The 19,505-nt window shown below is 50.9% G+C and carries 17 protein-coding genes; all 17 read right to left on the bottom strand.

Annotated features, from left to right (window positions below; all coding sequences use genetic code 11):
* Positions 1 to 127: 127 nt before the first annotated feature.
* Positions 128 to 295 (bottom strand): hypothetical protein, encoded by a 168-nt coding sequence (locus tag KB559_RS09105; RefSeq protein WP_211021399.1) that lies wholly within the window; start codon positions 293 to 295, stop codon positions 128 to 130.
* A gap of 93 nt (positions 296 to 388) precedes the next feature.
* On the bottom strand, positions 389 to 658 hold the full coding sequence (rpsO, locus tag KB559_RS09100; protein ID WP_076168040.1) for a 30S ribosomal protein S15: 270 nt from the start codon (positions 656 to 658) through the stop codon (positions 389 to 391).
* 162 nt (positions 659 to 820) lie between these two features.
* Positions 821 to 1,768 carry a bifunctional riboflavin kinase/FAD synthetase gene (locus tag KB559_RS09095; protein WP_211021398.1) on the bottom strand — a complete coding sequence of 316 codons (948 nt, stop codon included), beginning with the start codon at positions 1,766 to 1,768 and terminating at the stop codon, positions 821 to 823.
* Positions 1,769 to 1,821: 53 nt separating this feature from the next.
* Complete coding sequence (gene truB / locus KB559_RS09090) at positions 1,822 to 2,742, bottom strand: tRNA pseudouridine(55) synthase TruB (protein WP_211021397.1); 921 nt, start codon at positions 2,740 to 2,742, stop codon at positions 1,822 to 1,824.
* Positions 2,739 to 3,716, bottom strand: coding sequence for a DHH family phosphoesterase (locus KB559_RS09085; RefSeq protein ID WP_211021396.1), 978 nt, complete (start codon positions 3,714 to 3,716; stop codon positions 2,739 to 2,741). The genes truB and KB559_RS09085 overlap by 4 nt, the downstream gene beginning before the upstream one ends.
* A gap of 18 nt (positions 3,717 to 3,734) precedes the next feature.
* A complete protein-coding gene (gene rbfA, locus KB559_RS09080; RefSeq protein ID WP_211021395.1) occupies positions 3,735 to 4,088 on the bottom strand; it encodes a 30S ribosome-binding factor RbfA in 354 nt (117 codons plus the stop codon).
* Between the two features lie 15 nt (positions 4,089 to 4,103).
* Positions 4,104 to 6,770, bottom strand: coding sequence for a translation initiation factor IF-2 (gene infB, locus KB559_RS09075; RefSeq protein WP_247681667.1), 2,667 nt, complete (start codon positions 6,768 to 6,770; stop codon positions 4,104 to 4,106).
* Positions 6,763 to 7,086 (bottom strand): L7Ae/L30e/S12e/Gadd45 family ribosomal protein, encoded by a 324-nt coding sequence (locus tag KB559_RS09065; RefSeq protein ID WP_211021394.1) that lies wholly within the window; start codon positions 7,084 to 7,086, stop codon positions 6,763 to 6,765. The genes infB and KB559_RS09065 overlap by 8 nt, the downstream gene beginning before the upstream one ends.
* A complete protein-coding gene (gene rnpM, locus KB559_RS09060) occupies positions 7,079 to 7,399 on the bottom strand; it encodes an RNase P modulator RnpM (RefSeq protein WP_211021393.1) in 321 nt (106 codons plus the stop codon). Before rnpM ends, KB559_RS09065 begins: the two co-directional genes overlap by 8 nt.
* 40 nt (positions 7,400 to 7,439) lie before the next feature.
* On the bottom strand, positions 7,440 to 8,537 hold the full coding sequence (nusA, locus tag KB559_RS09055; protein WP_211021392.1) for a transcription termination factor NusA: 1,098 nt from the start codon (positions 8,535 to 8,537) through the stop codon (positions 7,440 to 7,442).
* 48 nt (positions 8,538 to 8,585) lie between these two features.
* Complete coding sequence (gene rimP / locus KB559_RS09050; protein WP_211021391.1) at positions 8,586 to 9,047, bottom strand: ribosome maturation factor RimP; 462 nt, start codon at positions 9,045 to 9,047, stop codon at positions 8,586 to 8,588.
* Between the two features lie 152 nt (positions 9,048 to 9,199).
* Positions 9,200 to 13,516 carry a PolC-type DNA polymerase III gene (locus KB559_RS09045; RefSeq protein WP_211021390.1) on the bottom strand — a complete coding sequence of 1,439 codons (4,317 nt, stop codon included), beginning with the start codon at positions 13,514 to 13,516 and terminating at the stop codon, positions 9,200 to 9,202.
* Between the two features lie 350 nt (positions 13,517 to 13,866).
* A complete protein-coding gene (gene proS, locus KB559_RS09040) occupies positions 13,867 to 15,318 on the bottom strand; it encodes a proline--tRNA ligase (protein WP_211021389.1) in 1,452 nt (483 codons plus the stop codon).
* Positions 15,319 to 15,339: 21 nt separating this feature from the next.
* Entirely contained in the window at positions 15,340 to 16,614 is a 1,275-nt protein-coding gene (gene rseP, locus KB559_RS09035) for an RIP metalloprotease RseP (RefSeq protein WP_211021388.1), read from the bottom strand.
* Positions 16,615 to 16,743: 129 nt separating this feature from the next.
* Positions 16,744 to 17,883, bottom strand: a complete 1,140-nt coding sequence (locus KB559_RS09030; RefSeq protein WP_211021387.1) for a 1-deoxy-D-xylulose-5-phosphate reductoisomerase — start codon at positions 17,881 to 17,883, stop codon at positions 16,744 to 16,746.
* Positions 17,884 to 17,909: 26 nt separating this feature from the next.
* Positions 17,910 to 18,713 (bottom strand): phosphatidate cytidylyltransferase, encoded by an 804-nt coding sequence (locus tag KB559_RS09025; RefSeq protein WP_211021386.1) that lies wholly within the window; start codon positions 18,711 to 18,713, stop codon positions 17,910 to 17,912.
* Positions 18,714 to 18,734: 21 nt separating this feature from the next.
* Entirely contained in the window at positions 18,735 to 19,505 is a 771-nt protein-coding gene (locus KB559_RS09020) for an isoprenyl transferase (protein WP_211021385.1), read from the bottom strand.

Here is a 19,505-nt window from a genome sequence, read left to right as displayed (position 1 = left end):
GTCCAGCCGTCCTGTGAATCGTGTATGTGTTCACCTTTATCGGCTGAAGCAAAAACAATTAGCTGGAAACATACCGTTAATTCAGCGCGTATCTTCAAATTCCCCCGATTAACTGGAAAACCTCCCGCTAATTACCTGCTTTATACGAATATCCGGAGTCTTTGGCGGAATTAGATGGAGGTTTTCCAGCTAACATTAGTAAGAAGCTTAATTCAAGGGACTGATCATCTAAGCTAACAAAAGCCCCGGCAGGAGCTTCCAAGATGATTTTACGACGCTGCAAAAACGTATTCATTTCCAGCTTTTTAAAAAGCAACCCAGCGGCACGCCGTCCGCTTTATCGGCGGAACCAGCGGCAACCGGGCTGCTTTGGTCAAACAAAAGCAAATTAACGACGCAATCCGAGCTTCTCAATCAAAGCGGAGTAACGTTTAACGTCTTTGTTCTTCAAGTAAGCCAACAGCTTGCGGCGTTGACCAACCATTTTCAGAAGACCGCGACGGGAATGATGGTCCTTCTTGTGCGTACGCAAGTGGTCCGTCAAATTCACGATGTTCTCCGTAAGGATAGCAATTTGCACCTCTGGGGATCCTGTGTCGGATTCATGAGTCTTGTGCTCTTCAATCAGTTGTTGTTTGCGCTCTTGAGTTAATGCCATCCTGTTCACCTCCTTATAATCAAATCGCCGTTAGCCTAGTAACCGGACGGTGAGACCGGTAACCAAGCCAAGGTTATCCGTGTCTATGCGGGAGTCCCGCATGAACAACGTAGATTAGTATAGCACAGATCAGTTATAAAAGTAAATGCCGCAAAGACAAGCCTAATCTGAGGAACTCAGTAATTGCTTCGCGGTTTCGGCGTCCCTCGTAATTTGCGCAATTAATTCATCGATTCCGTTGAATTTACGCTCCTCACGAATAAAATCGATCACTTCCACCAGCAATGACTCCCCATAAAGCTGACCGTTAAAGTCGAACAAATGGACTTCGAGGGAAGGTCGGGAGACGTTGTCATGAAAAGTCGGCTTGACGCCAACATTCATGACGCCTGAGAGAGCAGTTCCGCCATAGTTTGCTCTAACGGCGTAAACCCCCTTGGCCGGCAGCACGAAGTGCTCATCCAGCTGCAGGTTTGCCGTCGGAAAGCCCAGCTTCCGGCCGCGCTTCTCTCCGTGCATAACCGTTCCCTTCATCGCATAAGGACGACCCAACCAGCGTTCAACGAGCCGGACATTGCCTTCCTGCAAAGCTTTGCGGATGTCCGAGCTGCTGACCTTTTCACCTTCAATCAGGAACGGCGGTACGATGTTTACTTCCAGCGAATCTTCGCTCAGTTCTCTGAGCATGCTTGCATGCCCTTCCCCGCGGTACCCGAACCGGAAATCGAAGCCGACTACAGCGGTCTGGATCTGCAGCGGCAGGAGCATTCCGCAAACAAAATTGAGCGGGCTGACCCGCGAAAAGGCATCGTTGAACTCCACAACATATAAGTAATCTACGCCCATACCGCGAAGAATTCGTTCCTTCTCTTCCGGCGGGGTCAGGTAACCTTCATAGTCGCCCTTTTTCATGACTTCCTTCGGATGCGGATGAAAAGACATGACCGCAGACGGAAGACCGGCCTCCGCCGCAAGCCGAATCGCTGTTTCGATAACGCTGGCATGGCCCAAATGAAGTCCGTCGAACTGGCCGATCGCCAGTATTTGAGGTCTAGCCGTGTCGGCTATAGTCTCGGCTGTCAAAGGATAAGTTAAGTGTATCGTTTCCAAAATCGTCTCACCTGCAATTTACGCGGATTCGCTAGATTTAGATCATTATAAAATTATTGTCCGGGAAGAAAAACCTTTACCGGTGTCACGGCGCCGGTGGTCTCATCCGCACGATATATGCCTAAAAACTGCTGTTCAGGACTATATAACCGGATAGTATCGCCAGGAGTTGCTGACGGATGAACTACGGAATGAGACAAGCGCTGGCCTTGCAACGCGGCCTTTACCTTCTCCTCTTGCACCGTATGCGCGGGCAAATGATTCACCGCTTCATCTACAGGAATCAGTCCTGAAGCCAAAGTTCCATTCCCCACTTGCTCGGATAATTGCTCCAGGGTCAGACAACGGTCTTCCCGGATACCGGCCGACATGGTCCGTTTCAATTGTTCCATGACTGCGGGAACGCCCAAGGCTTTGCCAATATCAACGCATAACGTACGGATATAAGTTCCTTTGGAGCACAAGGTACGAAAAGAAATTCTAGGGTGTACTGGATCGGGTATAAACGAGAGCAGCTCCAACTCGTGAATCGTTACTTCACGAGGCTGGCGCTCCACGGTCTTACCTTCACGGGCCAGTTCGTATAAGCGCTTGCCGTCCAGTTTCAGGGCTGAGTACATCGGTGGAATTTGCGAGATAGTTCCTACAAACTTCGCTAACACTTCCCGAACCTCGGCTTCAGTTACGGAGACCTGCTCCATTCGCTCCAGAACGTTTCCCGTCATGTCTTCCGTATCCGTAGCCAGACCAAGAATTAGCGTAGCTTCATATTCCTTGGGCAGCTCCTGCAAATACTCGACCATACGGGTCGCCCGCCCCAGACACAGAGGAAGAACGCCGGTTACCGCAGGATCCAGAGTCCCGGTGTGCCCGATCCGTTTCATCTTAAGAATGCCGCGGCTTTTGGCCACGACATCATGCGATGTAAAGCCGGCAGGCTTTAGAATCGGCAGGATGCCTTCGTAAGAATTCATAGCTGCTTCTTCACCTGCTCAATCACGCGCGGTACGATGGTTTCCAAAGTTCCTTCGATGCGTGCGCCGGCTGCACGGACATGTCCACCGCCGCCAAAGCTTTGGGCCACGCTTGCCACGTCGACCTTTCCGGCTGAACGCATACTTACCTTCACTGCGTTTTCGTTGATTACTTTAAACAACAGGCCAACCTCGACGCCTTGAATGTTACGGGGGTAATTCACGATTCCTTCAAGGTCCTCATGGATTGCGCCCGTAATCTCCATATCGTTATCATCGACGGATACCCAGCTGATTTTACCATCTTCACTGATTTGCAGCCCGTTAAGGGCACGTGTCAGCAGCTTAAGCTGCGGCAGGGTCATCTGCTCCAATAGCAGTTCCGATAAGCCTGGCCCATCTACGCCATATTCTAGCAGTTTTGATGCGATCTCCATTACTTTGGGCGATGTACTCGAATAGCGGAATCCTCCGGTATCGGTTAAAAGCCCGGTGTAGATGGCAGTTGCCACGTTCTGATTCATCTCCAGATTCATAAACCGGATCAGATCATACAATATTTCAACCGTTGCCGCCGCATTTGGAACGATCAGATTAACAGTCCCGTATCCGTCATTGGTCGGATGGTGGTCGATATTGAGAATCTGGGCATCTTCGGAAAAATGAAGGCTGCTCTTGCCCGTCCGCTTGAAATCGGCGCAATCTACGCAAATCACATATTTATGGGACTCTGTCAGCGGAGCCTGCGACAGATCAACGATCTGTTCCGATTCCGATAAATACTCCATCCGTTTCGGAATTGGCCCTTCGTTGACCATAACGTAATTTTTACCCAGACATGAGAGAAGCCAGCCCACCACAAGGGTAGAACTGACTGCATCTCCGTCCGGCTGTACATGCGACACTACCAGGAAATGATCATGCTCCGTCAAAAACTGCTGCGCTTGCCGGAACTCCCGTTCATTGGTCTGCATTGCCGTCTCCTTTAAAATCTAATTTTCATCTTCGTGCGAAATATCTCCAAGAAGCTTCTCGATTCGGCTGCCGTAGGCAATCGATTCGTCGATCTTGAAAATAAGCTCAGGCGTGTGTCTAAGGCGTATCCGTTTGCCGAGCTCAGTCCGCAAAAAGCCGCCTGCCTTTTCCAAACCTTTCAATGAAGCCTGCTTGGTCTCTTCATCCCCAAACACGCTCAGATACACTTTGGCTTGTGATAAGTCGCTCGTCACATCAACGCCGGTCACGGTGACAAATCCGATGCGGGGATCCTTGAGCCCGCTCTGGATCAGCACACTGAGTTCTTTTTTGATCTGTTCGCCTACGCGGCCGGTACGATTTTTGGCCATGTGTGACACCTCACCTTATTTCGGTTCGACGGTTTCCATAATGAACGCTTCGATAACGTCGCCTTCTTTGAGGTCGTTATAATTGTCAAGGGTAATACCGCATTCGTAACCTTGCGCAACTTCCTTCGCGTCATCCTTAAACCGTTTAAGCGAGTCGATTTTGCCTTCGAATACGACGATGCCGTCGCGGATCAGGCGGCATTCCGCAGCGCGCGAAATTTTGCCCGAAGTAACCATACAACCCGCAATCGTTCCGATTTTGCTGATTTTGAATGTGTTGCGGACTTCGGCGTGTCCGATGACCGTTTCTTTGTACACCGGATCCAGCATGCCCTTCATCGCCTGTTCGATTTCCTCAATCGCGTTATAAATAACGCGGTGCAGACGGATATCGACTTTTTCTTGGTCTGCCGTTGCTTTCGTCTGGCTGTCCGGACGGACGTTAAAGCCGATGACGATCGCATTAGAAGCTGCGGCAAGAATGATGTCGGATTCGGTAATGGCACCGGCACCGCTGTGAATAATTTTCACGCGGACGCCTTCCACTTCGATTTTCTCCAAAGAACTCTTGAGCGCTTCAACCGATCCTTGTACGTCCGCTTTGATGATGACGTTCAGATCCTTGATCTCGCCCTCTTTAATGTGACGGAACAAGTCGTCAAGCGTTACGCGGGTATTGGCTCCAAGGTCGGATTGACGTTGGGTAATCGCCCGTTTGTCGGCGATGGAACGAGCTTTACGCTCATCCTCGAATACCATGAACGGATCGCCCGCATGCGGCACTTCATTCAGACCGGTGATTTCCACCGGCGTGGAAGGACCCGCTTCTTTGAGACGACGTCCCTTATCATTTACCATTGCCCGGACGCGGCCGAAACTATTCCCTGCCACGAATGCGTCGCCGACTTTCAAAGTACCGTGCTGCACCAGGATACGGGCAACCGGACCCCGGCTCTTGTCGAGCTCGGCCTCAATGACGGCACCGCGAGCGCGTTTGTCAGGGTTTGCTTTATATTCATTGACCTCTGCAACCAGCAGAATCATTTCAAGCAGGTCTTCAAGGCCCATTCTTTGCTTGGCGGAAACGTTGACGAAGATCGTTTCTCCGCCCCATTCTTCCGGAACCAGACCATACTCGGTCAATTCTTGTTTTACTTTATCCGGATTGGCATCCGGCTTGTCAATCTTATTCACGGCTACGATAATCGGAAGACCTGCCGCTTTGGCATGGTTGACCGCTTCAACCGTCTGCGGCATAACGCCGTCGTCCGCTGCCACTACGATAATCGTAATGTCGGTCAATTGGGCACCGCGGGCACGCATTGCCGTAAACGCTTCGTGACCCGGAGTATCCAGGAACGTGATTTTCTTGCCGTTGATTTCAACTTGATAAGCACCGATATGCTGGGTAATCCCGCCGGCTTCGCCGCCGGAAACGTTCGTCGAACGGATAGCATCGAGCAATGTTGTTTTACCATGGTCAACGTGACCCATGATCGTTACAACCGGTGGACGTTCCAACAGATCTGCTTCTTCATCCACTTCCTCGATCGTTTCGAAACGATCATCTTCAACCGGAATCTTCACTTCGACCTCTACGCCGAAATCGCCGGCAAGAAGCAGAATCGTATCGATATCAAGCTCTTGATTGATCGTAGCCATAACGCCGAGCGAGATCAGCTTCTTAATGACTTCGGAAGCATCCTTATGAAGCAGCTTCGCTGTTTCGCCGACCGTCATCGTTCCGCGAACGATGATTTTCTTAGGCGTGTTATCGATTTTCTCGCGTGGAGGCTGCTGGTTGTATCCGCCTCTTCCGCCGCGACCGCCTTTACCGCCACGATTGTTTTTGTATCCGCCCTGGCGATTATCGTCAAAGCCTTTGTTCGGTCTGTTGTTGTTATTATTATTTCCTTTTTTGAAGCCCTGACCTTGGCCGCCTTGTCCGCCTTGGCTGCGGTTTCCGCCAAAGTTGCCTCCGCCGCTATTGTTGCCTGAAGAAGCGTTGCGGTTTGGTTGCGGGCTACGCTGACCTGCATTCCCCGAACGAGGAGCATCACTGCGCGGCGCGCCACCTTGGTTTTGCCCGCGGTTCGGTTGCGAACTGCGGTTGGAATTCGATCCTGAGCCTTGACCTTGAGGTCTGGCTCCTTGGGACGAATGGTTGCCGCCGGATGGGCGATTATTTCTTTCCTGAGTGGCTTGAGTGCTGCTCGTGGCAGCCGATGAGTTGTTGTTATTTGGTCTATTATTCATGCTTACCTGCTTTTCTTGTTGATTTTTGTTGTTACTTTGTCCTTGATTGCTTGGTCCTTGATTGATTGTCGCTCGATTGCCTTGTCCTTGGTTCTCCTGGACATTTCGGCCTTGAACTCCACGCTGGCCGGTTCCTTCCCCGGCGGATGTTTTCGGTGTCTGACTTCCTCCTGCGGAAGCCTGGGCCGACGATTTAGCTGGAGCTTCAGCGCGTCCGGTACCTTCTCTCTTGGCAGCGGCGTTGCTCTTAATATCCTTAAAGAATTGTTCCACACGAGATACGGAGTCATTTTCCATTACGCTCATATGGTTATTGACCGGAATATTAAGACGCTTAAGAATGGTAATAATTTCTTTACTGCTCATATTGAGCGATTTGGCATATTCGTACACCCTGAGTTTATCTTTGTTTTCTTGTTTACTCAATATACTCCACCTCCGACGTTTTCACGATTTCTTTGGTAATCATATCGGCAAACCCTTGGTCCGTCAGCGCAAGTACAACCCGTTCCGGTCTTCCAACGCTGGAACCGAGCCGTTCCCTGTCAAAACCGATCATCAAGGGGACTTCGTACGTTGCGCATTTGTCGCGGAATTTCTTCTGTGTATTGGGCGATGCGTCTCCGGCAACAATAACCAGCTTTGCCTCGGAGGAACGGATCATTTTCAGAACCAGTTCGTCTCCGGTAACCAGCTTCCCTGCCCGCGTAGCCAGGCCGAGGTGATTCAACGCCTTACTCATCGTCGCCTTCCTCCTCGGTCCGGTCCCGGGTGGAGATGAATTCATCCTCCACCGCCAGGAAATCGCGCGCCAACTGTTCATATACCTCCGCCCCTACAGGAGCTTTCAATGCACGGTCAAGCGCACGGTTCTTATGCGCAAGCTTGAAGCAAGATACTTGCCCGCAGAGATATGCGCCCCGTCCCGACTTCTTCCCGGTCAGGTCGATCGATACTTCCCCTTCCGGCGAACGGACGACGCGGATCAGGGACTTTTTGGGCATCATCTGTTGGCATGCCACACATTTGCGAAGCGGTATTTTTCTAGGTTTCATTTAAAAGACCCCCGTTTCTTGCTCCCAAGTCCATTTAGAGTTAGTCGACGGAAACGGAATCCTGCGGCATTTCATCCTGTTCGGTTCTTTCTCTTCCGAATTCCTCTTCCGCCTGGGTTTCGCTCTTGATGTCGATTTTCCAACCGGTCAGTTTCGCGGCCAGACGGGCGTTTTGTCCCTTGATCCCGATCGCTAGCGAGAGCTGGTAATCAGGCACGATGACGCGGGCCATTTTTTCCGACTCAAACACTTGAACTTCGAGAACCTTGGAAGGACTAAGTGCATTTGCCACATACTCCTCGACGCTTTCCGAATAACGGACGATGTCGATCTTTTCGCCGCGCAGCTCATTCACGATCGTTTGAACGCGAGTGCCTTTAGGCCCTACGCAGGAGCCGACCGGATCCACTTCGCTGTTGCGCGAATATACGGCGATTTTCGAACGAAAACCCGCTTCGCGGGCCACGGAACGAATCTCTACAACGCCATCGAAAATTTCAGGAACTTCCAGTTCAAACAGCCGTTTCAATAAACCGGGATGAGTACGGGACAACAAGATTTGCGGACCCTTCGTCGTGTTCTCCACCTTGGTGATATATGCCTTGATTCGGTCGCCGTGCTTGAACTTCTCGTTCGGCATAAGCTCATTCAATGGAAGATGAGCCTCAACCTTGCCCAAATCGACGAAAATGTTGCGCATATCCTGGCGCTGAACGATCCCCGTAACGATATCCTCTTCCTTTTCCACAAACGCGTTATAGATCAACCCGCGCTCCGCTTCGCGGATGCGCTGCGTTACGACCTGCTTGGCAGTTTGGGCAGCGATACGCCCGAAATCACGCGGCGTCACTTCAATTTCCGCGATATCTTCCAGTTGGAAGCCCGGATTGATTTCACGGGCCGCCGGCACCGAGATTTCCGTCCGCGGATCAAGCACTTCCTCCACCACGAGTTTACGGGCGAAGACTTTGATTGCACCGGTATGACGATTCATATCCACGCGCACATTTTGCGCTGTATTGAAGTTGCGCTTGTAGCTGGAGATCAGAGCAGCTTCAATCGCTTCGAACAGTATATCTTTGCTGATCCCTTTTTCCCTTTCCAACTCATTCAAGGCTTCGATAAAATCCATGCTCATTTGCCTCGAGTTCCCCCTTTCATAATCCCCTACGTTTCAATACCTTGTTTAGAAAATAATGGCCAACCTGGCGCTGGCAACTTTGCTGTATGGAATGGTATGGCTCTTTTTGCCGATTTCGACGACAAGCTCCTCATTTTCAAAAGAAAGAAGCCGGCCTTCGAATTCTTTCAAGCCGTCTACCGGTTCATATGTAGTCACAAATACATCTTTGCCGACGGCTTTTAATACATCCTCCGCCTTCTTCAACGGACGTTCCGCCCCGGGGGAGGACACATCCAGAAAATAAGCTGATGGAATCGGATCGTTCTCATCCAGCTTCTCGGTTAGAAATTCGCTGATCCGACCGCAGTCATCGATATCTATGCCTCCGTCTTTATCCACGAATACGCGCAGGAACCAATTGCTCCCTTCTTTGACGTACTCGACGTCGACCAGTTCAAAGCCGTTCTCATCCAAAAAAGGTTTGACCATCTCTTCCACGGCCGCTTTGATCTTCGGTGTGCTCAAGCGTACATTACCTCCATATGGTTCTTTCCTATATACCAAAGAGTAAAGAGTGGGTTTCCCCACTCTTTAAGCAACGGTTCTATCTTCATGATTACCAAAAAAATTATAACATAGTCCGGTAATAGTGACAAGTAAAACGCCTTTACGCCGGGCTAAAACAGCGATAGCTGGTTGCTTTCCGGCAGCCCCCGGAAACAGCCCATCGTACCGAGCAGTTCGACGACCGTTTTGCTCGCCTTGGACTTTTGCTGGAAATCCTCGATGGAGAGGAACTCCCCCTGCTCCTTTGCCGCCGCGATGTTACGGGCGGCGTTGTCGCCGATACCCGCCAGCGCGGAGAACGGCGGGATGAGCGCGTCGCCGTCGACGATGAATTTCGTCGCATCGGAACGGTACAGGTCGATTCCCTTGAAACGGAAGCCGCGCGATGTCATTTCAAGCGCCATCTCGAGAATCGGCAGCATATTCTTTTCCTTCGGCAGCGCCTGGAAGCCTTTTTGCTCGATCTCCTCGATCTTGCGGTATATCGCGTCATACCCCTGGCAGAACAACTCGATATCGAAATCCTCGCCGCGTACCGAGAAGTAAGTCGCGTAATACTCGATCGGATGATACAGCTTGAAGAAAGCTGTCCGCACCGCAGAGATAACGTAAGCAGCGGCGTGCGCTTTCGGGAACATGTACTGGATCTTCAGGCAAGAGTCAATGTACCACTGAGGCACCTTGCACTTTTTCATCTCATCAATCCATTCCTGCGACAAGCCCTTCCCTTTACGAACACTCTCCGTAATTTTGAAAGCCAGTCCGGCATCCATGCCCGCCTTATAGATCAGGAACAGCATAATGTCATCCCGGCAACCGATCACGGTTTTGATGTTGCAGGTTCCGTTCTTGATCAGTTCCTGCGCATTTCCCAGCCATACGCCGGTACCGTGGGACAGACCGGATATTTGCAGCAAATCCGCAAACGAAGACGGCTGTGATTCCACAAGCATCTGGCGGACGAACTTGGTTCCCATTTCGGGAATTCCGTAAGTGGCAACCGGTGTCCGGATTTGCTGAGGCGAAACGCCGAGCGCTTCCGTCGAGTTGAACATGCTCATAACCTTCGGATCGTTCATCGGAATCGTCGTCGGATCGACGCCGGTCAAATCCTGCAGCATCCGCATCATCGTCGGGTCATCATGACCCAGAATATCGAGCTTGAGCAGATTCGCGTCAAACGCGTGATAATCGAAATGCGTGGTCATCCATTCCGAGCTCGTGTCGTCGGCCGGATATTGCACCGGCGTAATGTCTTCGACCTCGATATAGTCCGGAACGACCACGATCCCGCCGGGATGCTGGCCCGTGCTTCGCTTAACGCCGGTACAGCCGGAGGCCAGCCGGTTGAGCTCGGCGCCGCGCCAGCTCTTGTGGTGTTCTTCTTCATATTTTTTTGCAAATCCGAATGCGGTTTTCTCGGCGACCGTACCGATCGTTCCGGCACGGAACACGCTCTTCTCCCCGAATAACACCTTGGTGTAATTATGCGCTTGAGGCTGGTATTCCCCGGAAAAGTTAAGATCGATATCGGGAACTTTGTCGCCTTTAAAGCCAAGGAACGTCTCGAAGGGGATATCCTGCCCTTCTCCCTTCAGCTTGTTTCCGCAGTTCGGACAATCCTTGTCCGGCAAATCGAATCCGCTCGGCACGCTGCCGTCAAGGAACCATTCATTATGCCGGCATTCGGGATTCAAACAAATATAATGAGCCGGAAGCGGATTTACTTCCGAAATGCCAAGGAATGTAGCGACAACCGACGAACCGACCGATCCCCGCGAGCCGACGAGGTAGCCGTCCTGGTTGGATTTTTTCACCAAGCGTTCGGAAATCAGATAGTTGGCCGAGAATCCGTATTTGATAATCGGTTCCAGCTCTTTCTCAAGACGTTTGACGACTACATCTGGCAAATCTTCCCCATAAATGGATCTTGCCGTCGCATAACAGGTATTACGGATTTCTTCATCCGCCCCATCGATAATCGGGGTATACAGCTTGTCCGGAAACAGTTCCAGATCCTCGAAGGAATCCGCCAGATCGGAGGTGTTTTTTACGACGACCTCATAGGCTTTCTCCTTGCCCAGGAACTCAAACTCCTTCAGCATTTCGTCCGTTGTGCGGAGATGAGCATCGGGTTTGCGGATATCTTTTAGCGGGCTGAAGCCGGTAATTCCGTGAATCGTAATATCCCGGTATAGCTTGTCGCGCGGATCCAGGTAGTGAACGTTCCCCGTAGCGACCACCGGTTTACCCAACTTAGCGCCGATTTCCACTACTTTACGAACGGCCGTCTGCAGCTCTTCTGCGCTCCCGACCAGCCCTTTATCTACTAAGTGCATATACATTGTCAGCGGCTGGATCTCCAGCACATCGTAAAACTCGGCGATTCCTTCGGCTTCCTCCACCGATTTGTTCAGCACCGCCTCGAAAAATTCGCCTTTCTCACATCCCGAAATGATGAGCAGGCCTTCGCGCATTTCCGCAAGCTTGGACTTCGGAATACAGGCGACCCGTTTAAAATATTGGGTATGAGACATCGACACCAATTTATATAAATTTTTCTTGCCGGTCATATTGAGGGCATAAATCCCGCAGTGGAACGGGCGGGCATTGGATAAATCCTTGCCGACCTTGTCGTTCAAGCGCTCCAGGGATGTGATCCCTTCGATTTTTGCGGCATCCTCAATGAGTCCGTTTAAAATCTGTCCCAGCGCCAACGTATCGTCGATCGCACGGTGATGGTTCTCCAGCGAAACTTTATATTTAGCCGCCAATGTATTCAAGCGGTGATTTTTCATAGATGGGAATAACATTCTGGCCATCTCCAGCGTATCCAACACCGGGTTGTCCATGACAGGCAGGCCGAGTTCCTTCAGTTTCGCATTCACAAAGTCCACGTCAAACCGGGCATTGTGAGCCACGAGTACCGAATCTTTGGCAAACTCGATAAAATCCTTCAATACCGGTTCCACATCCGGAGCATCCTGAACCATCTCATCGTTGATGTTCGTCAATTGCTGGATATGATACGGAATACGCTCATGCGGATTGACGAAGGTGGCATACCGGTCAATTTCCTTGCCCTCGCTCATTTTGACGGCGGCGACTTCAATGATCTTATTCTGAGTTACCGACAGACCGGTGGTCTCGATATCGAATACGATAAAGGTCGTCGTCTTTAAATCTTCGGGACGAGGATTAAGGACGACCGCCACATTGTCGTTGACAACGTTGGCTTCCACTCCGTAGATCATTTTGATTCCATTCTTCTTCGCCGCTTTGGCCGCGTCCGGGTAACACTGAATTCCACCGTGATCCGTAACGGCAATTGCTTTATGTCCCCACTTCGCCGCCGTTTTGACATATTCTCCAATTGGAGTAACGGCGTCCATCGTACTCATTGTTGTATGAAGATGGAATTCCACGCGCTTCTCCTCGGCATTATCTTTCCGGGACGGGGGCGCAGAAACTTCGCAAAGATCGGAAGGGATCATAACCAGCTCGGGAATTTGCATAAAGCGATCCATTTCCACTTTACCGCGGGCTCTCACCCATTTGCCGTTCGCCAACTGCCCCATGATCTTCAAATCATCCTTGGTCTTGGCAAACATTTTCATTTGCAGGGAATCGGTAAAATCGGTCAGGTAAAAAGTAAACAGCGTGTTCCCGTTGCGAAGCTCTTTACGGTCCAGGCCGAAGATTGTGCCTTGAATTGTAATCTTCTTCTCTTCATCCTGAATCTCCTGAAGCGGTACCGGTTGTTCTTTGATGTCGTAACCAATCTGCAACTTGATAACTTCTCCGTCCACTTCTTCAGCCGGAGCTTCCTCAGGTACACTCTCCATCAGCTGCTGGATCGCTTCGCGATTCTCCTCGACGATCCGCTGCTGGAATTCTTCAAACACTTCGCTGCTGTTCTCACCAGAAATCAGCTTAACCCGAAGACTTAAACCGAAGTGGGTTTCATAATATACCGTGATCGCACGATCAATCCCTTTTTTTCGGGCTAATTCCAATGTCATGGCATCCGTGAAAGCAACCGAAATCAGATCTCCCTCAACTTCGAGCGACGCCCGAGCCATCCAGCCGTTGACGGACGGTACCTCCCGCTGCACCCACTCCAGGAACAGTTTCCAATATTCCTGTACGATCTCGCTCTCGCTAATCTGGTTCTCGTAGCGGAATAAGAAAGAGATGTTCGCAATATGCTCCATCCGCTCTTTAATCCGTAAGTAAAAGGTGCGATAGATCTGGCCCGGAACAAGCGTGCTTTTGCAAAGCGTTATTTTCCATTCTTTATTGGAGCGGCTGACTTCCACCTGATCGATAAATCCATCGAGAAAATACGGATCAACCACGGTTGGCGGCATTTCCGCCTGCTTCATCAACAGTTCGAGACGCATTCTTTTTCCCTGAGTGTCGGACATGATTTCCCCTCCCATACGACACGCTTTTGTATTCCTCAAACAACAAGGCTCCCGGCGCGGGGGTCCGACAGGAATCGAACCTGTCGGCAGTTTCCTGCCGGAAGCCTTCTAAAATAAAGGTTTGTCGACTAATAGTATGTGTTCAAAAAGTCGACTTTTCAGCACCGAGAAGGTTGGATGAAGGAGGGACCGAGGAGCGGAGCGTAGGCAAAACCTACGTGAGCACCTCAAATGTTTCCGAAGGAAACATACTTCGAAAGCATCCTCTTGGCCCGCCTGAATTCAAGATTCGATGTCGAATTTGCAACCTGAAGTACTTCGTGATCAAAAGATGACTATTTGAACAACATCTAATAGGCTCTGGCAAAAACAACCGTGTGCCGCGCTTCTTCCCCACACACCAGACAAGTCGTTTTGGTAACCTCCGGATCAAACGGAATGTTCCGGCTTGTAGCGCCCGTTTCTTCCTTCACATGACGCTCGCACGCTTCGGAGCCGCACCAGCCGGCGAGTGTAAAGCCGCGCTTTTCTTCGATGCTTGCTTTCATTTCATCCAATGTATCTACGGAATAGAAGTGTTCCTCCCGGAACGCTTTGGCGCGTTCAAACATTTCCTGATGCACCTGATCCAGCATGGATTTCACTTCTTCCACCAGGTTCTCCTGGGATATTACTTTTTTCTCTCCGCTGATTCGGGATACAAGCACGCAAACCCCGTTCTCCATATCGCGTGGTCCGATTTCCAGACGAACCGGAACGCCGCGCATTTCGTATTCATTGAACTTCCAGCCCGGACGGACATCCGCACGGTCGTCAATCCCGACGCGAACGCCGGATTTTTTCAATTCGGCAAACAGTTCGTCTGCCCGGCCTACAACGGCATCCCGGGTTTTAGGAGGGCCGATCGGAATGATCATGACCTGCTTCGGTGCCACTTTAGGCGGCAAAGCCAGGCCGCGGTCATCGCCATGAACCATGATCAGCGAGCCGATCAACCGGGTGCTGACACCCCAAGATGTTGTATGCACATACTCGCGGACATTGTCGCGGTTCAAATATTGGATATCGAATGCGGTCGCAAAGTTCGTACCGAGATAATGCGAAGTTCCCGCTTGAACGGCACGACCGTCTTTCATCATCGCTTCGATCGAATACGTATCCACTGCGCCGGCGAATTTCTCCGAAGGCGTCTTCTGGCCAACAATTACCGGAATCGCTAAATAGTTCTCTACGAAATCGCGATAAATTTCCAGCATCCGCATCGTTTCTTCGCGGGCATCCTTTTCGTCCTCATGCGCGGTATGACCTTCCTGCCACAGGAATTCGCTCGTGCGCAGGAACGGCAATGTCCGTTTCTCCCAACGAACCACGTTGGCCCATTGGTTGATCAATACCGGCAAATCACGATAAGACTGAATCCATTTCTCATACATATGCCCGATCATGGTTTCCGAAGTCGGACGGATCGCCAAACGTTCCTCCAGCTTTTCGCCAGCCGCTTCGGTTACCCAAGGAAGCTCCGGGTTGAAGCCCTCGACATGTTCTTTTTCCTTCTGGAAAAAGCTCTCGGGAATAAACAACGGGAAGTAGGCATTGCGGTGGCCCGTTTCTTTAAAACGGCGATCCAGCTCCGCCTGGATATGTTCCCAAATTTCATACCCGTCCGGTTTGAAAACGATGCATCCGCGTACAGGCGAATAGTCCATCAAATCCGCCTTCTTGATTACATCAATATACCAGCGTGAAAAATCTTCTCCTTGCGGAGTAATTTCCGTAACAAATTGTTTCTCCTCGTTAGCCATTAAACCCTAGTCCTCCCGTAATTAGCCTATCAATCGCAAAATATCATTATAAGTGACCGCAATCATCAGCAAGAACAGCATCGCAAACCCGATAAAATGCACAAGCCCCTCGCGGTTCGGATCCACCGGTTTTCCCCGCAAGGCTTCAACCCCCAGGAACACAAGCCGGCTTCCATCCAGCGCAGGAATCGGTAGCAAATTGAATATCCCCAGATACAGACTGAGAATAGCCGCCCAGTAAGTCAACTGTGAAATTCCTTGCTTCGCGATTTGCCCGGTAACTTCAAAAGTGCGCACCGGACCGCCTAAATCATCCATCGAGAATTTATTGATCAGCTGCTGAAAGCCGATAAATATCGCTTTGGTCGTGTAAACCAAATCTTTGCCTGCCACGGTGAACGTTTCTCCAAACGAAGCGCTCCGCGTAGGGAAATAAGTAACGATTGTGCTTCCGACCTTGCCGCCTTCTTCCTTATCCACTGAACGTGGGGTCAGCGTGATCGCCAGGGTCTGATCTCCCCGTTTAACCGTCCATTCCATCGGCTTGTCCTTGGATGCTTTGATCATGTCGATCAAACCGTTCGCATCGGTACCGACCGGCTTTCCGTTCACCGATTCGATAATATCACCCTGTTGAACGCCGGCCTCTTGAGCCGGCATGCCTTTCATTACTTCGCCGATTTGCAAATGACTAGGCTCCGCAAGCGGAATACCGGCCATCTGCGTATGGAGCGCGAAGAGCACGAAGGCGAGAATAAAGTTCATCAGCGGGCCTGCAAAAATAGACAGGGCACGCTGGCCCACCGTTTTGCTGCCATATTGGCGGTCCTTCGGTGCGATTTGGGTTTCTTTGCCCTTCGCCACCAGCATCGCTTGCGGATGCACGCGATAGTTTAACTCTTCTCCGTCGACATCCAGCTTGACGATGAGCCGGTCTTCCAGATCTACATCGCTCACTTCGCCGCGGATTACATTTTTCCGGCTATCGAGACGATCCAGATATATTTTTCGGACTTCTTCGCCATCCAGCCTTAACGCTACGGTTTGCCCGTTCGAAATCTGGACTAGCTCCGGATCTTCCCCGGCCATCCGGGCATACCCGCCGAAGGGCAGCAGCCGAAGGGTAAATTGCGTCTCATCCCTTTTGTAAGAGAACAGTTTGGGACCGAAGCCGATCGCAAACTCCCTTACGAGAATTCCGGCGCGCTTGGCAAAGAAATAATGTCCCCACTCATGCACCGTAACTATCACGAAGAACATGAGAACAGTCAAAAATATAATTTTAAGCAATTCCAATCGTAAGCATCCTCCTTTTGGCCACGGATCGTCCAACGTTCTTTTAGATTATCATTATTCTCCGATCAGGTACAAGAGAATACCGGGATGGAACTTTTCCGCTCCGAAAGAAAAAATACTCCTCGGGACTTACAAAGACCGCGCTGTTTCGCGGGCCCACCGGTCGGCTTCTTTGATAGCATCCAGATCCGGTTCAGCCTGAACCTCATGTCTGGACAGAACACTTTCGATAATATGTTCAATTTGCAAAAAAGAGATCTCTCTGTTCAAAAACCGGGCTACGGCGACTTCATTAGCCGCATTGTATACGCTAGTTGCCGTTCCTCCTATTTTACCACATTCGAAGGCCAGTCTTAAACAAGGATAACGTACCATATCCATTTCGCGAAAATGAAGCTTGCCCACTTCGGCCAAGGACAGCCGTTTGGTGCTTGAAGTCCAACGCTCCGGATAGCTAAGCGCGTATTGGATCGGCACACGCATATCCGGCGTACCGAGCTGAGCGATCACGCTCCCGTCACGATACTCAACGAAAGAGTGGACGATGCTTTCCGGGTGCAGTAGAACGCCGATCTGTTCGAAGCTCATCCCGAACAACCAGCGGGCCTCAATCACTTCCAATCCTTTGTTGACCATCGTGGCCGAATCGATCGTTATTTTGGCACCCATGGACCAGTTCGGATGCTTAAGAGCATCCTCAACGGTGACATGCTGTAGCTGATCCCTGCTCAAATCCCGGAAGGAGCCTCCGGATGCCGTGAGCGTAATCCGCTCCACATCTTCCATCCGTTCACCATTAAGACATTGAAAAATCGCTGAATGTTCGCTGTCCACGGGCAACAGGGATACTCCCTTTTTCTTGGCCAATCCGGTTACGAGATGACCCGCAGTCACCAGCGTTTCTTTGTTAGCCAGTCCAATATGTTTGCCTTCGGAAATCGCAGCCAATGTAGCCGGCAACCCCGCGCTCCCTACAATCGCAGTAACGACCGTTTCCGCTTCGGTTCCGGCAGCTACCTCGATTAGTCCCTCTTCTCCGTAATACAACTCCACTCCCGACGGTATCAAGGGGCGGACCCGGTCCGCAATTTCTTTAGTCGAGACGGAAGCTTTTTTCGGACGGAACTTGTTTACCTGCTCCACGAAGAGATCGGCATTGGAACCTGCGGCCAGCCCTTCCACCTCAAACTGATCAGCATGCTGAGTTATGACATCGAGGGTCTGGGTACCGACGGAGCCGGTCGAGCCGATGATTGCTAGTTTTTTCATTACGCGCACCTCTCACCTCAATAATTTCAGAACACCGGAAGTAAAGATAATATATGTACAAACGGAAAAACGGCGATCCAACTATCGCAGCGATCCAGAATACCGCCATGACCGGGCAGCAAATTACCGGAATCCTTTATGCCGTACACCCGTTTGTAAGCCGATTGGATTAAGTCGCCCATCTGACCCACTACAGCAGCCGACACGCCAAGAATAAGCGCTCTTCCAATCGTGAGCAGGCCACCGGAAGCCAATGCAAAAATAACGGCGACGATAACCGCGCATATGATGCCTCCAATCGCGCCTTCCACAGTCTTATTAGGGCTGATTGCAGGCCACAACTTGTTCTTGCCGAATCTCCGGCCCACAAAATAAGCACCGGCATCGCTGCTCCAGATCGAAGCAAGCATCAGGAAGGTCCAAAACAGTCCATGCCCATCCGCAGTACTTCGCGTATCAGCAAGATAAGCAAAGCCCACGCCGACGTAAACCATGCCAAGAAACAGCAGTGCAACTTGTCCGATCGGAATCCCGTTTTTGGAAACAACGGTAACGACAAGAAACAGCAGCATCAGCAGCCAGAATACCGACAGTAAGTTCAGCGGCATGTCCAGTCCGAGCAGCTTCCACGGAAACACGACGTATAGTACGCCCAGATACCCGATCACAGCGGTGCCGCCAAAAGCCGGAGTCTTCGTCATACGCACGAATTCATAAAATCCGATCAAGGCCATGACCAAGACAAGCCCATGATACCAAATCCCTCCTGCCAGACAGAGCCCGAGGAATCCGCCTCCGGCTATAATTCCAGTTATCAACCGTTGTTTCAACTGTCTACACCTTCCATCCCGCTAGGATAATCCGCCATACCGCCGAGTTCGTCTTTGATACTCCGTTACCGCAGCAAACAATTGCTCGCGTCCGAATTCAGGCCAGTACAGATCCGTAAACCATAGTTCGCTATATGCCGTTTGCCATAACATAAAATTACTGAGCCGCAGCTCGCCGCCGGTCCGAATGAGCAAATCAGGGTCAGGCAATCCGCCGGTCAAGAGGCCGGAACCGATCATATCCTGAGTAATTTCCTCGGGCTGGATTTTGCCATCTTTCACATCGCGGGCAAGTTCTTTAACGCATTCCGTGATTTCCCGGTGGCTTCCATAGTTGAGCGCAAAATTCAAAATAAGTCCCGTATTGTTTTTGGTCCGCTCAATGGCTTCTTCCATGGCGGAAATCGTATGCTCCGGAAGTTCCTCGGTATGTCCCATCATCCGGACCTGAACGTTTTTCTGAATCAATTCCTCGAGTTCCAGTGCCAAAAATTCTTGGGGAAGCGACATCAAAAAGTCGACCTCATCCTTTGGCCGTTTCCAGTTCTCTGTCGAAAAGGCATAAAGCGTTAAGACGGAAATTCCAAGCTCATCCGCCGCAATCGTTGCCCGTTTAACAGCCTTCATTCCGTTCCGGTGGCCGACGATGCGCGGCAAGCCGAGCTTGCGCGCCCAACGGCCGTTGCCGTCCATAATAATAGCGACATGCTTAGGGATATTATCGCTGTCAGGCACAGATACAGACACAGAGCCATTCCCTTTTTTTCGCCAGAACCCAAAAACATTTTTCAT

Source organism: Paenibacillus sp. Marseille-P2973, assembly GCF_018101095.1.
In the GTDB taxonomy this organism is placed as follows: Bacteria; Bacillota; Bacilli; order Paenibacillales; family Paenibacillaceae; genus Fontibacillus; species Fontibacillus vini.
The sequence above is the reverse complement of the archived record's forward strand: the minus strand, read 5'-3'. Positions and strand labels throughout refer to the sequence as shown.